Annotated in this window: 14 protein-coding genes; 10 read left to right on the top strand and 4 right to left on the bottom strand. The window is 61.9% G+C overall.

Features of this window, described 5'->3' with window-relative positions; translation table 11 throughout:
• Positions 1–46: 46 nt before the first annotated feature.
• A complete protein-coding gene (locus PSH78_RS19055; RefSeq protein ID WP_305496112.1) occupies positions 47–901 on the bottom strand; it encodes a glycine betaine ABC transporter substrate-binding protein in 855 nt (284 codons plus the stop codon).
• Between the two features lie 427 nt (positions 902–1,328).
• On the opposite strand from PSH78_RS19055, the gene PSH78_RS19060 reads away from it, so the two are divergent.
• Positions 1,329–2,627: a serine/threonine protein kinase gene (locus PSH78_RS19060; protein ID WP_305496113.1), complete on the top strand. Its 1,299-nt coding sequence runs from the start codon at positions 1,329–1,331 to the stop codon at positions 2,625–2,627.
• Entirely contained in the window at positions 2,620–3,408 is a 789-nt protein-coding gene (locus PSH78_RS19065; RefSeq protein WP_305496114.1) for a VacJ family lipoprotein, read from the top strand. The genes PSH78_RS19060 and PSH78_RS19065 overlap by 8 nt, the downstream gene beginning before the upstream one ends.
• Before the next feature lie 133 nt (positions 3,409–3,541).
• On the opposite strand, the gene PSH78_RS19070 is transcribed toward PSH78_RS19065, so the two are convergent.
• Positions 3,542–4,456, bottom strand: a complete 915-nt coding sequence (locus PSH78_RS19070; RefSeq protein ID WP_305496115.1) for a DUF808 domain-containing protein — start codon at positions 4,454–4,456, stop codon at positions 3,542–3,544.
• A 131-nt stretch (positions 4,457–4,587) separates the two neighbouring features.
• Between PSH78_RS19070 and PSH78_RS19075 the strand changes: the two genes are divergently transcribed.
• Positions 4,588–5,193, top strand: a complete 606-nt coding sequence (locus PSH78_RS19075) for a TetR/AcrR family transcriptional regulator (RefSeq protein WP_305496116.1) — start codon at positions 4,588–4,590, stop codon at positions 5,191–5,193.
• Between the two features lie 128 nt (positions 5,194–5,321).
• Here the strand turns inward: PSH78_RS19075 and PSH78_RS19080 are convergent, their stop codons facing one another.
• Together PSH78_RS19080 and PSH78_RS19085 are read right to left on the bottom strand one after the other, a co-directional pair.
• On the bottom strand, positions 5,322–5,780 hold the full coding sequence (locus PSH78_RS19080; protein ID WP_305496117.1) for a transposase: 459 nt from the start codon (positions 5,778–5,780) through the stop codon (positions 5,322–5,324).
• A 208-nt stretch (positions 5,781–5,988) separates the two neighbouring features.
• Positions 5,989–6,423: a heme-binding protein gene (locus PSH78_RS19085; RefSeq protein ID WP_305496118.1), complete on the bottom strand. Its 435-nt coding sequence runs from the start codon at positions 6,421–6,423 to the stop codon at positions 5,989–5,991.
• Between the two features lie 267 nt (positions 6,424–6,690).
• On the opposite strand from PSH78_RS19085, the gene gcl reads away from it, so the two are divergent.
• The 7 genes from gcl (at position 6,691) to PSH78_RS19120 (ending at position 15,142) form a co-directional block, all read left to right on the top strand.
• Complete coding sequence (gcl, locus tag PSH78_RS19090) at positions 6,691–8,466, top strand: glyoxylate carboligase (protein ID WP_305496119.1); 1,776 nt, start codon at positions 6,691–6,693, stop codon at positions 8,464–8,466.
• A gap of 138 nt (positions 8,467–8,604) precedes the next feature.
• Positions 8,605–9,387, top strand: a complete 783-nt coding sequence (hyi, locus tag PSH78_RS19095; protein ID WP_305496120.1) for a hydroxypyruvate isomerase — start codon at positions 8,605–8,607, stop codon at positions 9,385–9,387.
• Between the two features lie 159 nt (positions 9,388–9,546).
• Positions 9,547–10,437, top strand: a complete 891-nt coding sequence (locus PSH78_RS19100) for a 2-hydroxy-3-oxopropionate reductase (protein WP_305496121.1) — start codon at positions 9,547–9,549, stop codon at positions 10,435–10,437.
• Positions 10,438–10,586: 149 nt separating this feature from the next.
• Positions 10,587–11,867, top strand: coding sequence for a glycerate kinase (locus PSH78_RS19105; protein WP_305496122.1), 1,281 nt, complete (start codon positions 10,587–10,589; stop codon positions 11,865–11,867).
• The gene (gene pyk, locus PSH78_RS19110) at positions 11,857–13,272 is read left to right on the top strand and encodes a pyruvate kinase (RefSeq protein WP_305496123.1); all 1,416 of its coding nucleotides are present in this window, start codon (positions 11,857–11,859) and stop codon (positions 13,270–13,272) included. Before PSH78_RS19105 ends, pyk begins: the two co-directional genes overlap by 11 nt.
• Positions 13,273–13,396: 124 nt before the next feature.
• Positions 13,397–14,296, top strand: a complete 900-nt coding sequence (locus PSH78_RS19115; protein ID WP_305496124.1) for an urea transporter — start codon at positions 13,397–13,399, stop codon at positions 14,294–14,296.
• Positions 14,297–14,317: 21 nt separating this feature from the next.
• Positions 14,318–15,142, top strand: a complete 825-nt coding sequence (locus tag PSH78_RS19120) for an ion transporter (protein ID WP_305496125.1) — start codon at positions 14,318–14,320, stop codon at positions 15,140–15,142.
• Positions 15,143–15,217: the final 75 nt, after the last annotated feature.

The following is a 15,217-nucleotide window of genomic DNA, read 5'->3' on the forward strand; positions in this document are numbered from 1 at the left end:
ATGACACACCGTCATGCGGTTTTTCGGAACAGTCAGACCAGGCCGATTACTTGCCGGTCCACTCCTTCACGCGGTCCGGGTGCTTGGCAACCCAATCCTTGGCGGCGGCGTCCGGCTTGGCGCCTTCCTGGATCGCCAGCATGACTTCACCGATTTCGTCTTTCGAGGCCCACTGGAATTTCTTCAGGAACGCGACCACTTCCGGCGCCTTGGCTTCCAGGCCTTTGCTGCCGATGCTGTTTACGGTTTCAGCCGCGCCGTAGACACCCTTCGGATCTTCCAGGAAACGCAGTTTCCACTTGGCGAACATCCAGTGCGGCACCCAACCGGTGACGGCGATGGACTCGTTCTTCTTCTCGGCACGAGTCAGCTCGGCAATCATGCCGGCGCCGGAGCTGGCCTTGAGTTGATAACCGGTCAGGTCGTAGTCCTTGATGGCCTGTTCGGTCTTGATCATCACGCCCGAACCGGCGTCAATGCCAACGATGCGCTTCTTGAAGGAATCGTCGGTCTTGAGGTCTTCCAGCGACTTGGCCTTGACGTACTCCGGCACGATCAGGCCGATCTTGGCGTCCTTGAAGTTCGGGCCGTAGTCGACCACCTGGTCCTTGTTCTTCGTCCAGTAGTCACCGTGAGTCACCGGCAGCCAGGCGGAAAGCATTGCATCGAGCTTGCCGGTGGCCACGCCCTGCCACATGATCCCGGTCGCCACCGCTTGCAGCTTCACGTCATAACCGAGTTTCTGCTTGATCACTTCGGCCGCCACATGGGTGGTCGCGACGCTGTCGGACCAGCCGTCGACATAACCAATGCTCAGGGTTTTGGTTTCGGCGCTGGCCAGGGTGGAGCTGATCGCCAGTACCAGTGCGGCACCTGCGCCCAAGAGTCGTCGCATCTTCATCGTTACTTCCCCGAAAGTGCTGCGCCCGACGGATGCCGAGCAGCGTCAACGTATTGTTATGGTGCACAGCGCCCCCATCACGCTCACCTGCAAACCGGTTCGAACGCCAGTGGAGTACTGACAGGCTGATCATCAACCTGCGCCGATCTGGAACCTGCTCTGTCTGCGACGCTGAGGCAGCGAGAAACGACATCAGAAAGCCAGCAAGCCATTCCGGGCGTTTCAGACCACGGATTTCGATCAAATCTTGCATGTCTGAGCCAGGCGAGCCGCCGGGTCACTAGCGGTCACCACGTCGCACCGTGTATCGTCCCGCTACTATCGCGACCCGTCCGCGCTTGTTTTGCAGCCGTCATGGCACTTGGCTTCACTTCGGTGGTCATAGGCAGCGAACTTCATTCGGCACCTTCCTCTAAGGGATCCAGACATGCTCCGTTCCTTGCGCTTCGCTGCCTTCGCCGGCGGCCTTATCCTGAGTGCGTCCGCGCTGGCGGTGGATGTCGACGCCGCCAGCTATGGCTACCCCTTGACCAACCCGTTCGAGGCGACCATCGCCACCACGCCGCCGGACCTGCGCCCGGAGCTGCCGCTCGACGAGGACATCAACCAGTCGGACCAGAGCCTGACCCTGCGTCCGGAGCGCGAATTCATCCTGCCGGACAATTTCTGGCCGGTGAAAAGCCTCACCTACCGCATGGCCACCCAGGACAAACCCGCGCCGCTGATCTTCCTGATCGCCGGCACCGGCGCGCGGTATGACAGCACGCTCAACGAGTATTTGAAGCGCCTCTACTACAAGGCCGGCTACCACGTGGTGCAGTTGTCCTCGCCCACCAGTTTCGACTTCATGAGTGCCGCTTCGCGCTTCGCAACGCCAGGCATCACCAAGGAAGACGCCGAAGACATGTACCGCGTGATGCAGGCCGTGCGCGCGCAAAATCCGAAAGTGCCCGTCACCGAGTACTACCTGACCGGCTACAGCCTCGGCGCCCTGGACGCGGCCTTCGTTGCGCACCTGGACGAGACCCGGCGCAGTTTCAACTTCAAGAAAGTCCTGTTGCTGAACCCGCCAGTGAACCTCTACACCTCGATCACCAACCTGGACAAGCTGGTCCAGACCGAGGTCAAGGGCATCAACAGCACCACGACATTCTATGAACTGGTGCTGAACAAACTGACCCGCTACTTCCAGCAGAAAGGCTACATCGACCTCAACGACGCCCTGCTCTATGACTTCCAGCAGTCCAAGCAACACCTGAGCAACGAGCAGATGGCAATGCTGATCGGCACCTCGTTCCGTTTCTCGGCGGCCGACATCGCGTTTACCTCGGACCTGATCAACCGTCGCGGCCTGATCATCCCGCCGAAGTTCCCGATCACCGAAAGCACCAGCCTGACGCCCTTTCTCAAGCGCGCGCTGCAATGCGATTTCGACTGCTACCTCACCGAACAGGTGATCCCGATGTGGCGTGCGCGCACCGATGGCGGCAGCCTGTTGCAACTGGTCGACCAGGTGAGTCTCTACGCGCTGAAGGATTATCTGCAGGCCAGCACGAAAATCGCGGTGATGCACAACGCCGACGATGTGATTCTCGGCCCGGGCGACCTCGGCTTCCTGCGCAAGACTTTTGGCGACCGCCTGACCGTTTATCCACTGGGCGGCCATTGCGGCAACCTTAACTACCGCGTCAACAGCGACGCCATGCTGGAGTTCTTCCGTGGCTAAATACCTCCTGCTTATCGCCGCGTTAATGAGCGCGGGCATGGTCCACGCCGATGACAGCAAGGCCAATGCGCCCGTGGTGGTGGATTCGGACGGCTTCAAGGAGCCGCTGACCAAACTCAAGTTCAACCCGGGCCTGGACCAGCGCGAATTCGAACGCTCGACGCTCAACGCCCTGAACGTCTACGACCCGCTGGAATCGTGGAACCGCCGCGTCTACCACTTCAACTACCGCTTTGACCAATGGGTCTTCCTGCCAGTTGTCGACGGCTACCGCTACGTCACCCCGAGCTTCGTGCGCACCGGCGTCAGCAATTTCTTCAACAACCTGGGGGACGTGCCGAACCTGATGAACAGCCTGCTGCAATTGAAGGGCAAGCGTTCGATGGAAACCACGGCGCGCCTGCTCCTCAATACCACCGTAGGCATCGCCGGCCTCTGGGACCCGGCCACGGCCATGGGCCTGCCGCGCCAGAGCGAGGACTTCGGCCAGACCCTGGGCTTCTATGGTGTGCCCGGCGGCGCGTATTTCGTGCTGCCGATCTTCGGTCCTTCGAACCTGCGCGACACTTCGGGCCTGCTGGTGGACTACACCGCAGAATCGGCGATCAACTTCCTGAACGTCTCGGAGGTCAGCTCCAACCACCCGGAACTGCTGCTGTTGCGCGGCGTGGACAGGCGCTACCAGACCAGCTTCCGCTACGGGCAACTGAACTCGCCGTTCGAGTATGAGAAGGTGCGGTACGTGTACACCGAGTCGCGCAAGTTGCAGATCGCCGAATAACTTTCGGCAACCACAAAACCCATTGTGGGAGCAAGCCTGCTCGCGAATGAGGCCTGACACTCAACATTAATGTTGCCTGTCAGGCCGCTATCGCGAGCAAGCTCGCTCCCACATTTGTTTCGTATTGCCAGTTTTAGCCTTTCAGCGCTTTCCAGATTTTGCCCACGACGAGCACACCCGCCAACACCGCTGCCCCCGCGACAATCCCCGCCACCGCATTCAGCAGCATCGGCACGATGAACCCGGCGCCGCCGGCACCAGCCGCCACGGCTTCGATCCAGTGATGAACCGCCGGTACGCCATGGGTCAGGATGCCGCCGCCCACCAGGAACATCGCCGCCGTACCGATCACCGACAGGCTTTTCATCATGTAGGGCGCGGCGCGCAGGATGGCGCCGCCGATGCTTTTGGCGGCCTGCCCTGGCTTTTGGGTCAGCCACAAGCCCAGGTCATCGAGCTTGACGATCCCCGCCACCAGGCCGTACACGCCGACGGTCATGACAATCGCAATGCCCGACAGCACGATGACCTGCTGGGTCAGCGGCGCATCGGCGACGGTGCCGAGGGTGATGGCGATGATTTCCGCCGAGAGAATGAAGTCGGTGCGCACCGCGCCTTTGATCTTGTCCTTTTCGAAGGCCACCAGGTCCACCGCCGGGTCGGCCACCGCCTCCACCAGTTGCGCATGCCCGGCCTGGTCTTCAGCCTTGCTGTGAAGGAACTTGTGGGCGAGTTTTTCGAACCCTTCGAAACACAGGTAGGCGCCGCCCACCATCAACAGGGGTGTCACCAGCCAAGGCACGAAGGCACTGATTGCCAGCGCCGACGGCACCAGGATCAGCTTGTTGATGAAGGAACCCTTGGCCACCGCCCAGACCACCGGCAGCTCCCGCTCTGCCCGTACGCCGGAGACTTGCTGGGCATTGAGCGCCAGGTCATCGCCGAGCACGCCGGCGGTTTTCTTGGCGGCCATCTTGGTCATCAATGCCACATCGTCGAGCACGGTGGCGATGTCATCGATCAAAACCAGCAAACTGCTTCCAGCCATGGAGGGGCTCCTTGAACAATAATGCTGCGCAGCATACCGCGAGCGGCGCCGCCTTGGGGCATTCTTGAGCGTCTCGCGAGGCCGGTGCTACCATGCGCCACCGCCAGAACCGGCAAGGAACCCCAGGGTTTATGAGCACTATCCGCGAGCGCAACAAAGAACTGATCCTGCGTGCCGCCAGCGAAGAGTTTGCCGACAAGGGCTTCGCCGCGACCAAAACCAGCGACATCGCGGCCAAGGCGGGCCTGCCCAAACCCAACGTCTACTACTACTTCAAATCCAAGGAAAACCTCTACCGCGAGGTCCTGGAAAGCATCATCGAGCCGATCCTTCAGGCTTCCACGCCCTTCAATGCTGACGGCGAGCCGGGCGAAGTATTGAGCCACTACATCCGCTCCAAGATCCGCATCTCCCGCGACCTGCCTTTCGCCTCGAAAGTCTTCGCCAGTGAAATCATGCACGGCGCCCCGCACCTCAGCGCCGACCTGGTCGAACAACTCAACGCCCAGGCCCGGCACAACATCGACTGCATCCAGACCTGGATCGACCGCGGCCAAATCGCCCCCATCGACCCCAACCACCTGATGTTCAGCATCTGGGCCGCCACCCAGACCTACGCCGATTTCGACTGGCAGATCAGCGCCGTGACCGGCAAGGCCAAGCTCGACGAAGCGGATTACGAAGCGGCGGCGCAGACGATTATCCGGTTGGTTTTGAAGGGGTGTGAGGTGGGCTGATTGACCGGGTTGCCCTTATCGCAAGCAAGCTCGCTCCCACAGGAATCCATGTTGCCAGCAGAACCTGTATTCACCACAAAACCCTGTGGGAGCGAGCTTGCTCGCGATGAAGGCCACTCGATTTCAAGTCAAAGCCAGATGGCGTCCCACAGCGGATAGTCGCCGAGCCGCTTGACCAGGCCTGCCCGCAGTGGGTTAGCGACGACATAGCGCGCCATAACTATCAATCCATCCTCCTGCCTCAATGCTCGGTCATGGTATCCCGGCTGCCAAAGGCTGCCTCTATAGCCGGTGGATATGTTTACTGCCCGAGCGCTCAAGGACTTAGTCTTTTGCATCAATTCGTTCAGTGAGCTTTGTTGCAACTCAACCAGCCAATGAAAATGATCCGGCATGACCACCCAGGCTAATGACTTTGCCCATCGTTTATCCTCAGCACATCGAAATTGTTCAACGACCAATCTGCCTAAAGCGAAATCATGGAAGACGGGCTTTCGATCAGCCGTGTTAGTGGTCAATAAATAGATTCGATTCAACTCACCGTAGCGGCCGGTTCGCAAGCGATGTGAAGCGGGTAGATCAGACATTCCTGCGCCTCCAATGATCAGGTCATCAAAGGCTAGGCCAGTGAATTTTGAACGCCGGACAGACTCTTCGCAGGATGTGTCGGGTAGATCGTCATCGCGAGCAAGCTCGCTCCCACATTGGATTTGCGCATTTCTTAAATTATGTGTCCAACACCCAATCCTGTGGGAGCGAGCCTGCTCGCGAAATGGCAGGCTCAGTCAGAACACATCAAGACCCCGCATCCGCCCTCAACCCCGACACCTCCACCGCCCTGACCGCTACCCGTTCATCCACATCCGAAACATCCCCGCTGACACCAATCGCTCCCATCACCTTCCCGTCCTGATCCCTGATCAATACTCCGCCCGGTGCCGGCACGATGTTGCTTTGGCCCAAGCCATTCAAAGCGGCAAAGAACGCCGGGCGTTGCTGGGCGTCCTGGGCCAGCAGGCGTGAGCCCTTGCCCAGGGCGATCGCGCCCCAGGCCTTGCCGATAGCGATTTGCGGGCGCAACAGGCTCGCGCCGTCCTCGCGCTGCAAGGCTACGAGGTGTCCGCCGCTGTCCAGGATCGCGACGGTCAAGGGGGCTGCGCTGATCTCGCGGCCTGCGGCAAGGGCTTGCCCCGCCAGGCTGACGGCGATTTTCAAGGTGAGATCGCTCATGGGTGCTGTCCTTCTTTGGTCATGGAAGAGCCTTGAGGCTTTACTTTCAGCAAAACCGAATCAAGCAAATAGAGCACAACAACAATCTGTTTTGTATACAATATTTTTCTCAATTCACCTTAAACGACAAAAGGCATCAGCGAAATCTGGTATCTGACGAACCAAACAGCTGCTTGAGAAAATCAATTGACCTTAGCCACCGGCCATGAATAAACTCCGACCCACAGCCACTTGTATACAATTACAAAACGTAAGAGGCACAAAACAATGAGCAAAATGAGAGCAATCGAAGCCGCCGTCCTGGTGATGCGCCGTGAAGGCGTGGACACCGCCTTCGGCATTCCGGGTGCCGCGATCAACCCGCTGTACTCTGCCCTGCAAAAGGTTGGCGGCATCGATCATGTCCTCGCTCGCCACGTTGAAGGCGCCTCGCACATGGCCGAGGGCTACACCCGGACCAAGGCCGGCAACATCGGCGTGTGCATCGGCACTTCGGGGCCGGCGGGCACCGACATGGTCACTGGCCTCTACAGCGCTTCGGCCGACTCGATTCCGATCCTGTGCATCACCGGACAAGCGCCCCGCGCCCGTATGCACAAGGAAGATTTCCAGGCGGTGGATATCACCAGCATCGTCAAGCCGGTGACCAAATGGGCGACTACGGTGCTGGAGCCGGGACAGGTGCCCTACGCCTTCCAGAAGGCCTTCTTCGAGATGCGCTCCGGCCGTCCGGGCCCGGTGCTGATCGACTTGCCGTTTGACGTGCAGATGGCCGAGATCGAATTCGACATCGACGCCTATCAGCCGCTGCCCTTGGCCAAGCCGGCCGCCAACCGGGTGCAGATCGAGAAGGCCCTGGCGATGCTGAACCAGGCCGAGCGCCCGTTGCTGGTGGCGGGTGGCGGCATCATCAATGCCGATGCCAGCGACTTGCTGGTGGAGTTTGCCGAGCTCACCGGCATCCCGGTAATTCCGACGCTGATGGGCTGGGGCACGATCCCGGACGATCATCCGTTGATGGTCGGCATGGTCGGCCTGCAAACCTCGCACCGCTACGGCAACGCAACCTTGCTCAAGTCGGACGTGGTGCTGGGCGTCGGCAACCGTTGGGCCAACCGCCACACCGGTTCGGTGGACGTCTACACCGAAGGCCGCACGTTCATTCACGTCGACATCGAACCGACCCAAATCGGCCGGGTCTTCACCCCCGACCTGGGCATCGTTTCCGACGCAGCCTCGGCCCTGACCGTGTTCATCGAAGTGGCCCGCGAATGGCAAGCCGCCGGCAAGCTGAAGAACCGCAGCGCCTGGCTGCAGGATTGCCAGCAACGCAAGGCCAGCCTGCAGCGCAAGACCCATTTCGACAACGTGCCGGTGAAGCCGCAGCGCGTCTACGAGGAAATGAACCAGGTGTTCGGCAAGGACACCTGCTATGTCAGCACCATCGGTCTGTCGCAGATCGCCGGGGCGCAGTTCCTCCACGTCTACAAACCACGCCACTGGATCAACTGCGGCCAGGCCGGTCCTCTGGGCTGGACCATTCCGGCCGCGCTGGGAGTGGTCAAGGCCGATCCGGATCGCAAGGTCGTGGCACTGTCGGGCGACTATGATTTCCAGTTCATGATCGAAGAACTGGCGGTGGGCGCACAATTCAAGCTGCCCTACATCCACGTCGTGGTGAACAACTCCTACCTGGGCTTGATCCGCCAGGCCCAGCGCGGTTTCGACATGGACTACTGCGTGCAGCTGTCGTTCGACAACCTCAACGCCCCGGAGCTCAACGGTTATGGCGTGGACCACGTTGCCGTGGCCGAGGGCCTGGGTTGCAAGGCATTGCGGGTGTTCGAGCCGTCAGGTATCCAGCCAGCGCTGCGCAAGGCCCAGGAGATGATCGAAGAGTTCAGGGTGCCAGTAATCGTCGAGATCATCCTTGAACGGGTGACCAACATTTCCATGGGCACCGAGATCAACGCCGTCAATGAATTTGAAGACCTGGCGCTGGTGGGCAACGATGCACCGACCGCGATTTCATTGCTCGATTGACCGACCGGCGTCCCTGTGGGAGCGAGCTTGCTCGCGATGACGGCGCTACATTCAATAGGAATGCAAGCAGGCACACCGCTATCGCGAGCAAGCTCGCTCCCACAAGGGAGGCCTGCCAACTATTTACAGGAGACCACCATGCCGCGTTTCGCCGCCAACCTGTCCATGCTGTTTACCGAGCAGGATTTCCTCGCCCGTTTCGAAGCGGCCGCCAAGGCCGGTTTCAGTGGTGTCGAATACCTGTTTCCCTACGACTACAGCTCCGCTGAACTCAAGACCCTGCTCGATGCCCATGGCCTGACCCAGGTGCTGTTCAACCTGCCGGCCGGCGACTGGGCCAAGGGTGAGCGCGGTATCGCCTGCCTGCCGGATCGGGTCGAGGAGTTCCGCGCCGGGGTCGACCTGGCGATTGCCTATGCCAAGGTATTGGGCAACACCCAGGTCAATTGCCTGGCCGGGATCCGTTCGCAGAAGTGCGACGAAGCGCTGGCGGAGAAAACCTTCGTCGCCAACCTGAAGTACGCCGCGGAGAAGCTCCAGGGCGCCGGCATCAAGCTGGTGATGGAAGCCATCAACACCCGCGACATCCCGGGTTTCTTCCTGAACAACACCGCCCAGGCCCTGGCGATCCGCGAACAGGTGGGCAGCGCCAACCTGTTCCTGCAATACGACATCTATCACATGCAAATCATGGAAGGCGACCTGGCCCGGACGCTTTCGGCGCACCTGGGCGCGATCAACCACGTGCAACTGGCGGACAACCCGGGCCGCAACGAGCCCGGCACCGGCGAGATCAATTATCGGTTCCTGTTCGAACACCTGGATCGCATTGGTTATCAGGGGTGGATCGGCTGCGAATACAAGCCGCTCACCACCACCGAAGCGGGATTGGGTTGGCTGAAAACCCATAACGCGATCTGATCCAGCTCTTTCCCCCTGTGGGAGCGAGCTTGCTCGCGATGACGTCAGTAGAGCCAACATCACCGGCACTGACCCACCGCTATCGCGAGCAAGCTCGCTCCCACAGAAAAGCAGTTCTTCATCGGCTGAAGCAGCGATAACAACAAGAGGATTTTCCACATGGCTAAAATCGGATTCATCGGCACCGGCATCATGGGCCACCCCATGGCACTGAACCTGCAAAAGGCCGGTCACAGCCTGTTCCTGACCCAACATCACGACGCTGCCCCGGCCGACCTCGTGGCCGGCGGCGCGGTGGCGTTGGCCAACCCTCGGGAAGTCGCCCAGGAGGCCGAGTTCATCATCGTCATGGTCCCGGACACTCCGCAGGTCGAGGACGTGCTGTTCCGCGCCGACGGCGTAGCGGCCGGCGTGGGCGCGGGCAAGGTGGTGATCGACATGAGCTCGATCTCCCCCACCGCCACCAAGGCGTTCGCGGCAAAGATCAATGAAACAGGCGCGCAGTACCTCGACGCTCCGGTGTCGGGCGGTGAAGTCGGCGCCAAGGCCGCGACCCTGAGCATCATGGTCGGTGGCGACAGCACCGCGTTCGAGCGCGCGCTGCCACTGTTCCAGGCGATGGGCAAGAACATCACCCTGGTGGGCGGCAACGGCGATGGCCAGACCGCCAAGGTGGCGAACCAGATCATCGTCGCGCTGAACATTCAGGCCGTGGCCGAGGCCCTGCTGTTCGCCTCGAAGAACGGCGCCGACCCGGCCAAGGTCCGTGAAGCGTTGATGGGCGGTTTCGCCTCGTCGAAGATCCTCGAAGTGCACGGCGAGCGAATGATCAAGGGCACCTTCGACCCGGGCTTCCGCATCAGCCTGCACCAGAAGGACCTGAACCTGGCCCTGCAAGGCGCCAGGGAACTGAACATCAACCTGCCCAACACCGCCAACGCCCAGCAAGTGTTCAGCACCTGCGCGGCCATGGGTGGCAGCAATTGGGACCACTCGGCGCTGATCAAGGGGCTGGAGCACATGGCCAATTTCTCGATTCGCGACAACTGACACATCAGAGAACCCTGTGGGAGCGAGCCTGCTCGCGAAGGCGATCTATCGGTCAATGAAGCATTGACTGACACGCCGTCTTCGCGAGCAGGCTCGCTCCCACAGGTAACCGAGTCGCCTCAGCCAATAATAAAAATCGGGAGCCCGCCATGTCGGTCGATCCGCAACAATTGCTGCGCGAGCTGTTTGCCACGGCCATCGACGCGGCCCATCCGCAGCACGTCCTCGAACAGTACCTGCCCGCTGACCGCAGCGGTCGGGTGATCGTCATCGGTGCCGGCAAGGCCGCCGCGGCCATGGCGCAAGTGGTCGAGCGCTGCTGGCGCGGCGACGTCAGCGGCCTGGTGGTGACCCGCTACGGCCATGGCGCGCCCTGCCAGAAAATCGAAGTGGTGGAAGCCGCCCACCCAGTGCCGGACGCCGCTGGCCTGGAAGTGGCCGGACGGGTGCTCGAACTCGTCAGTAACCTCAACGAAGACGACCGGGTGATCTTCCTGCTGTCCGGCGGGGGCTCGGCGTTGCTGGCCTTGCCGGCGGCCGGCATCACCCTGGCCGACAAGCAATCGATCAACAAGGCCCTGCTCAAGTCCGGCGCCACCATTGGCGAGATGAATTGCGTGCGCAAGCACCTCTCGGCGATCAAGGGTGGCCGACTGGGCAAGGCCTGCTGGCCGGCGACCGTCTACACCTACGCGATTTCCGATGTGCCCGGCGATCTCGCCACGGTCATCGCCTCCGGCCCCACCGTGGCCGACCCGAGCACTTCGGCCGACGCGCTGGCGATTCTCAAACGCTACGGCATCGAGATCCCGGCCTCGGTGCGCAGCTGGTTGCAAAGTCCGGAATCGGAAACCGTCAAGCCCGGCGACCCGAGCCTGGCGCGCTGTCATTTCCAGCTCATCGCCCGCCCTCAGCAATCCCTCGAAGCCGCGGCGGTGAAGGCGCGCCAAGCCGGGTTCAGCCCATTGATCCTCGGTGACCTGGAAGGCGAATCCCGGGACGTGGCGAAGGTCCACGCCGGCATCGCCCGGCAAATCGCCCTCCACGGCCAGCCCGTGGCTGCGCCGTGCGTGATCCTCTCCGGCGGCGAAACCACGGTCACGGTGCGCGGCAATGGCCGTGGCGGGCGCAACGCCGAGTTCCTGCTGAGCCTGACCGACAGCCTCAAGGGCCACCCCGGCATCTATGCACTGGCGGGCGACACCGACGGCATCGACGGCTCCGAAGACAACGCCGGCGCCATCATGACCCCGGACAGCTATCGCCGCGCCGCCGAGCTGGGCCTGAACGCCAGCGATGAACTGGATAACAACAACGGCTACGGCTACTTCGCCGCGCTGGACGGGTTGATCGTCACCGAGCCGACCCGCACCAACGTCAACGACTTTCGCGCCATCCTGATCCTCGAGAACCCGAAAAATGACGCCTGACAAGAAGGTCAAGATCCTCGCGACACTCGGCCCCGCCACCCGTGGGATCGATGACATCCGCGAACTGGTGCAGGCCGGAGTGAACATCTTTCGCCTGAACTTCAGCCACGGCGACCACGCCGACCACGCCCAGCGCTACCAGTGGATCCGCGAAGTCGAGCAGCAGCTCAATTACCCGCTGGGCATCCTGATGGACCTGCAAGGACCAAAACTGCGGGTCGGCAAGTTCGCCGATGGCAAGGTGCTGTTGCAGCGCGGTCAAGCCTTGCGCCTGGACCTGGACCCGACGCCGGGCGATCAGCGGCGGGTCAACCTGCCCCACCCGGAAATCATCGCCGCGCTGGAGCCGGGCATGGATTTGCTGCTCGATGACGGCAAGCTGCGCCTGCGGGTAACCGCCAGGCACACCGACGCCATCGATACCGAGGTGCTCAACGGTGGCGAACTGTCGGACCGCAAGGGCGTGAACGTGCCCCAGGCCGTGCTCGACCTGAGCCCACTGACCGCCAAGGACCGCCGCGACCTGAGTTTCGGCCTGGAGCTGGGTGTGGACTGGGTGGCGCTGTCGTTCGTGCAGCGTGCCGAGGACATTCGCGAAGCCCGCGCGCTGATCGGCGACAAGGCGTTCCTGATGGCCAAGATCGAGAAGCCCTCGGCCGTCGCCCAACTGCGGGAAATCGCCGAACTGAGCGACGCGATCATGGTTGCCCGAGGTGACCTGGGCGTCGAGGTGCCGGCCGAGAGTGTGCCGCAGATCCAGAAAAACATCATCGGCACCTGCCGCGCCCTCGGCAAACCGGTGGTGGTGGCGACACAGATGCTCGAGTCGATGCGCTTCTCCCCGGCGCCGACCCGCGCCGAAGTCACCGATGTCGCCAACGCCGTGGCCGAAGGTGCCGACGCGGTGATGCTGTCGGCGGAAACCGCCTCGGGCGACTATCCCCTCGAAGCCGTGCAGATGATGAGCAAGATCATCCGCCAGGTGGAAAACGGCCCGGACTACCAGGCACAACTCGACGTCAGCCGACCGAAAGCCGAGGCCACGGTGTCGGACGCCATCAGTTGCGCGATCCGCCGGATCAGCAACGTGCTGCCCGTGGCGGTGCTGGTCAACTACAGCGAGTCGGGCAGCTCCAGCCTGCGGGCGGCGCGGGAGCGGCCGACAGTGCCGATCCTCAACCTGACGCCCAACCTGCAGGCGGCCCGTCGCCTGACCGTCGCGTGGGGCGTGCATTCGGTGGTCAACGACCGGCTGCGGCAGGTGGACGAAGTGTGTTCCACCGCGCTGGAGATCGCCCAGGCCCAGGGCATGGCCCAGCGTGGCGACACCCTGCTGATTACCGCCGGCGTGCCGTTCGGGCAGCCGGGGTCGACCAACTCCTTGCGCATCGAGACCCTCATCTAACGCCTGTACTGGCCCCTTCGCGAGCAGGCTCGCTCCCACACTGGATTTGCGGCGATCACAAAACCCTGTGGGAGCGAGCTTGCTCGCGATGAAGTCGACGCGGTCCCTCTGACATTCCTCAACCATGCCCAATACCCACTGCCCCGACTGGGCCACCGCCCTGCTCAACGGCTTCAGCCAGATCTTCCTCCAGCGCCATCCCCTGTGCGGCCTGTTCTGCCTCTTGGCGATTCTGCTCACCGCGCCAGCCTTGTTCGGCGGCGCGTTGCTGGGCGGCGTGGCCGGATTGCTGACGGCCCAACGGCGTGGTTATGCCGAGGAGGATCGGCAGGCCGGGCTGTTCAGCTATAACGCAATCCTGCTGGGTTTGCTGCTGAGCCTGGTATTGCCTTGGTCAGCCCTGTTGCCTCCGTTGATCATCGCCGCTGGCGGCCTCAGCGCAATGCTGACCCAACAGTGGCTCAAGCGCACCCGAGGCCCACGCTGCCTGCCCGCCTACACCGCGCCTTTCGTCGGGCTCGGCTGGTTGCTGCTGGGTCTCGCCCCGCCTGTGCCCTCGCCCGTTGCACTGGAGCAGACACTCCCCAACCTGTTGCTTGCCCCACTGAACGGCCTGGGCCAGGTCATGTTTCTCGACCAGCCCCTGGCTGGTGTGCTGATCACCATCGGCCTGCTGATCGCCAACCGGCGCGCCGCTGGCTGGGCGCTGTTCGGTTCCGTCGCAGGCTTTGCCTTTGCCTGGCTGCACGACAGCCCGCACGCCTTGTCCGGCCTGGGCGGCTACAACCCGGCATTGGTGGCCGTGGCCCTCGGCCAACACGCGCGCAAGCCATGGCGGCCGCTGGCGGGCGTGCTGCTGGCGGTCCTTCTCGCACCGGGTTTCGCGGCGCTGGGCGTGGCGCCGCTGACGGCGCCTTTCATTATCGCGTGCTGGCTGGTGCATGCCACCGCGCGGCTGTGGCACCCAGCCTGTCGCGACATCGCGCCTTGCGCTCTGCGGGGCAATCACCCTAGGCTGCGCTGATCATTGGTTCAGGCGAAGGTTATGGACAGCAACAACAACTGGCGTGAACGCCTCTACGTGATCATCTTCCAGACCGACACGGTGGCCGGCCGGCGCTTCGACAGCACGCTGCTGTTGATCATCCTCGCCAGCCTGGTAATCGTGATGCTCGACAGCATCGACAGCGTGCACAAGAATTACGCGGCCCTGCTGGCCTACATCGAGTGGGGCTTCACGTTCATTTTCATCGTTGAATACGGCCTGCGCCTGTACTGCTCGCCCAAGCCGCTGCGCTATGCGTTCAGCTTTTATGGCCTGGTGGATCTGCTGGCGATCGTGCCGGGCATCCTCGCGTTGTACTACAGCGATGCCCAATACCTGCTGATCGTGCGGATCATCCGCATGCTGCGGATTTTCCGCGTGCTCAAGCTCAGCCCTTACCTCAAGCAGGCCAACTATCTATTGGCCGCACTGCGCGGCAGCAAGCAGAAAATCATCGTGTTCCTGGTCAGCGTGTCGACGCTGGTGACGGTGTTTGGCACCCTGATGTATGTCATCGAAGGCCCCGAGCATGGTTTCACCAGCATTCCCAAGGGCATCTATTGGGCTATCGTGACATTGACCACCGTAGGCTTCGGCGACATCGTGCCGAAGACGCCGCTGGGCCAAGTGGTTTCGTCCCTGGTGATGATCACCGGCTACTCGATCATCGCCGTGCCGACGGGTATCTTCACTGCGGAACTGGCCACCGCCATGCGCGGTGACCAGCTCAAGCACAATTGCCCGGTGTGCAGCAAAAACAACCACGAACATGGCGCTGCTTTCTGTTCTCGTTGCGGTAACGCACTGTTTAAAAAAATGGAATAAGCAAAGCACTTTTTAATTCTTGATGACCTATGAGCTTATCGCTAGTGTGCTGGCTTATCGCCCGCATCCCTTGCC

Source organism: Pseudomonas sp. FP198, from assembly GCF_030687895.1.
Lineage (GTDB): Bacteria > Pseudomonadota > Gammaproteobacteria > Pseudomonadales > Pseudomonadaceae > Aquipseudomonas.

Excerpts from the sequence above, each read along its gene's own strand:
- PSH78_RS19055 (WP_305496112.1), bottom strand. The coding sequence starts at position 901 with ATGAAGATGCGACGACTCTTGGGCGCAGGTGCCGCACTGGTACTGGCG.
- PSH78_RS19060 (WP_305496113.1), top strand. The coding sequence starts at position 1,329 with ATGCTCCGTTCCTTGCGCTTCGCTGCCTTCGCCGGCGGCCTTATCCTG.
- PSH78_RS19070 (WP_305496115.1), bottom strand. The coding sequence starts at position 4,456 with ATGGCTGGAAGCAGTTTGCTGGTTTTGATCGATGACATCGCCACCGTG.
- PSH78_RS19075 (WP_305496116.1), top strand. The coding sequence starts at position 4,588 with ATGAGCACTATCCGCGAGCGCAACAAAGAACTGATCCTGCGTGCCGCC.
- PSH78_RS19080 (WP_305496117.1), bottom strand. The coding sequence starts at position 5,780 with ATGTCTGATCTACCCGCTTCACATCGCTTGCGAACCGGCCGCTACGGT.
- PSH78_RS19085 (WP_305496118.1), bottom strand. The coding sequence starts at position 6,423 with ATGAGCGATCTCACCTTGAAAATCGCCGTCAGCCTGGCGGGGCAAGCC.
- gcl (WP_305496119.1), top strand. The coding sequence starts at position 6,691 with ATGAGCAAAATGAGAGCAATCGAAGCCGCCGTCCTGGTGATGCGCCGT.
- hyi (WP_305496120.1), top strand. The coding sequence starts at position 8,605 with ATGCCGCGTTTCGCCGCCAACCTGTCCATGCTGTTTACCGAGCAGGAT.
- PSH78_RS19100 (WP_305496121.1), top strand. The coding sequence starts at position 9,547 with ATGGCTAAAATCGGATTCATCGGCACCGGCATCATGGGCCACCCCATG.
- PSH78_RS19105 (WP_305496122.1), top strand. The coding sequence starts at position 10,587 with ATGTCGGTCGATCCGCAACAATTGCTGCGCGAGCTGTTTGCCACGGCC.
- pyk (WP_305496123.1), top strand. The coding sequence starts at position 11,857 with ATGACGCCTGACAAGAAGGTCAAGATCCTCGCGACACTCGGCCCCGCC.
- PSH78_RS19115 (WP_305496124.1), top strand. The coding sequence starts at position 13,397 with ATGCCCAATACCCACTGCCCCGACTGGGCCACCGCCCTGCTCAACGGC.
- PSH78_RS19120 (WP_305496125.1), top strand. The coding sequence starts at position 14,318 with ATGGACAGCAACAACAACTGGCGTGAACGCCTCTACGTGATCATCTTC.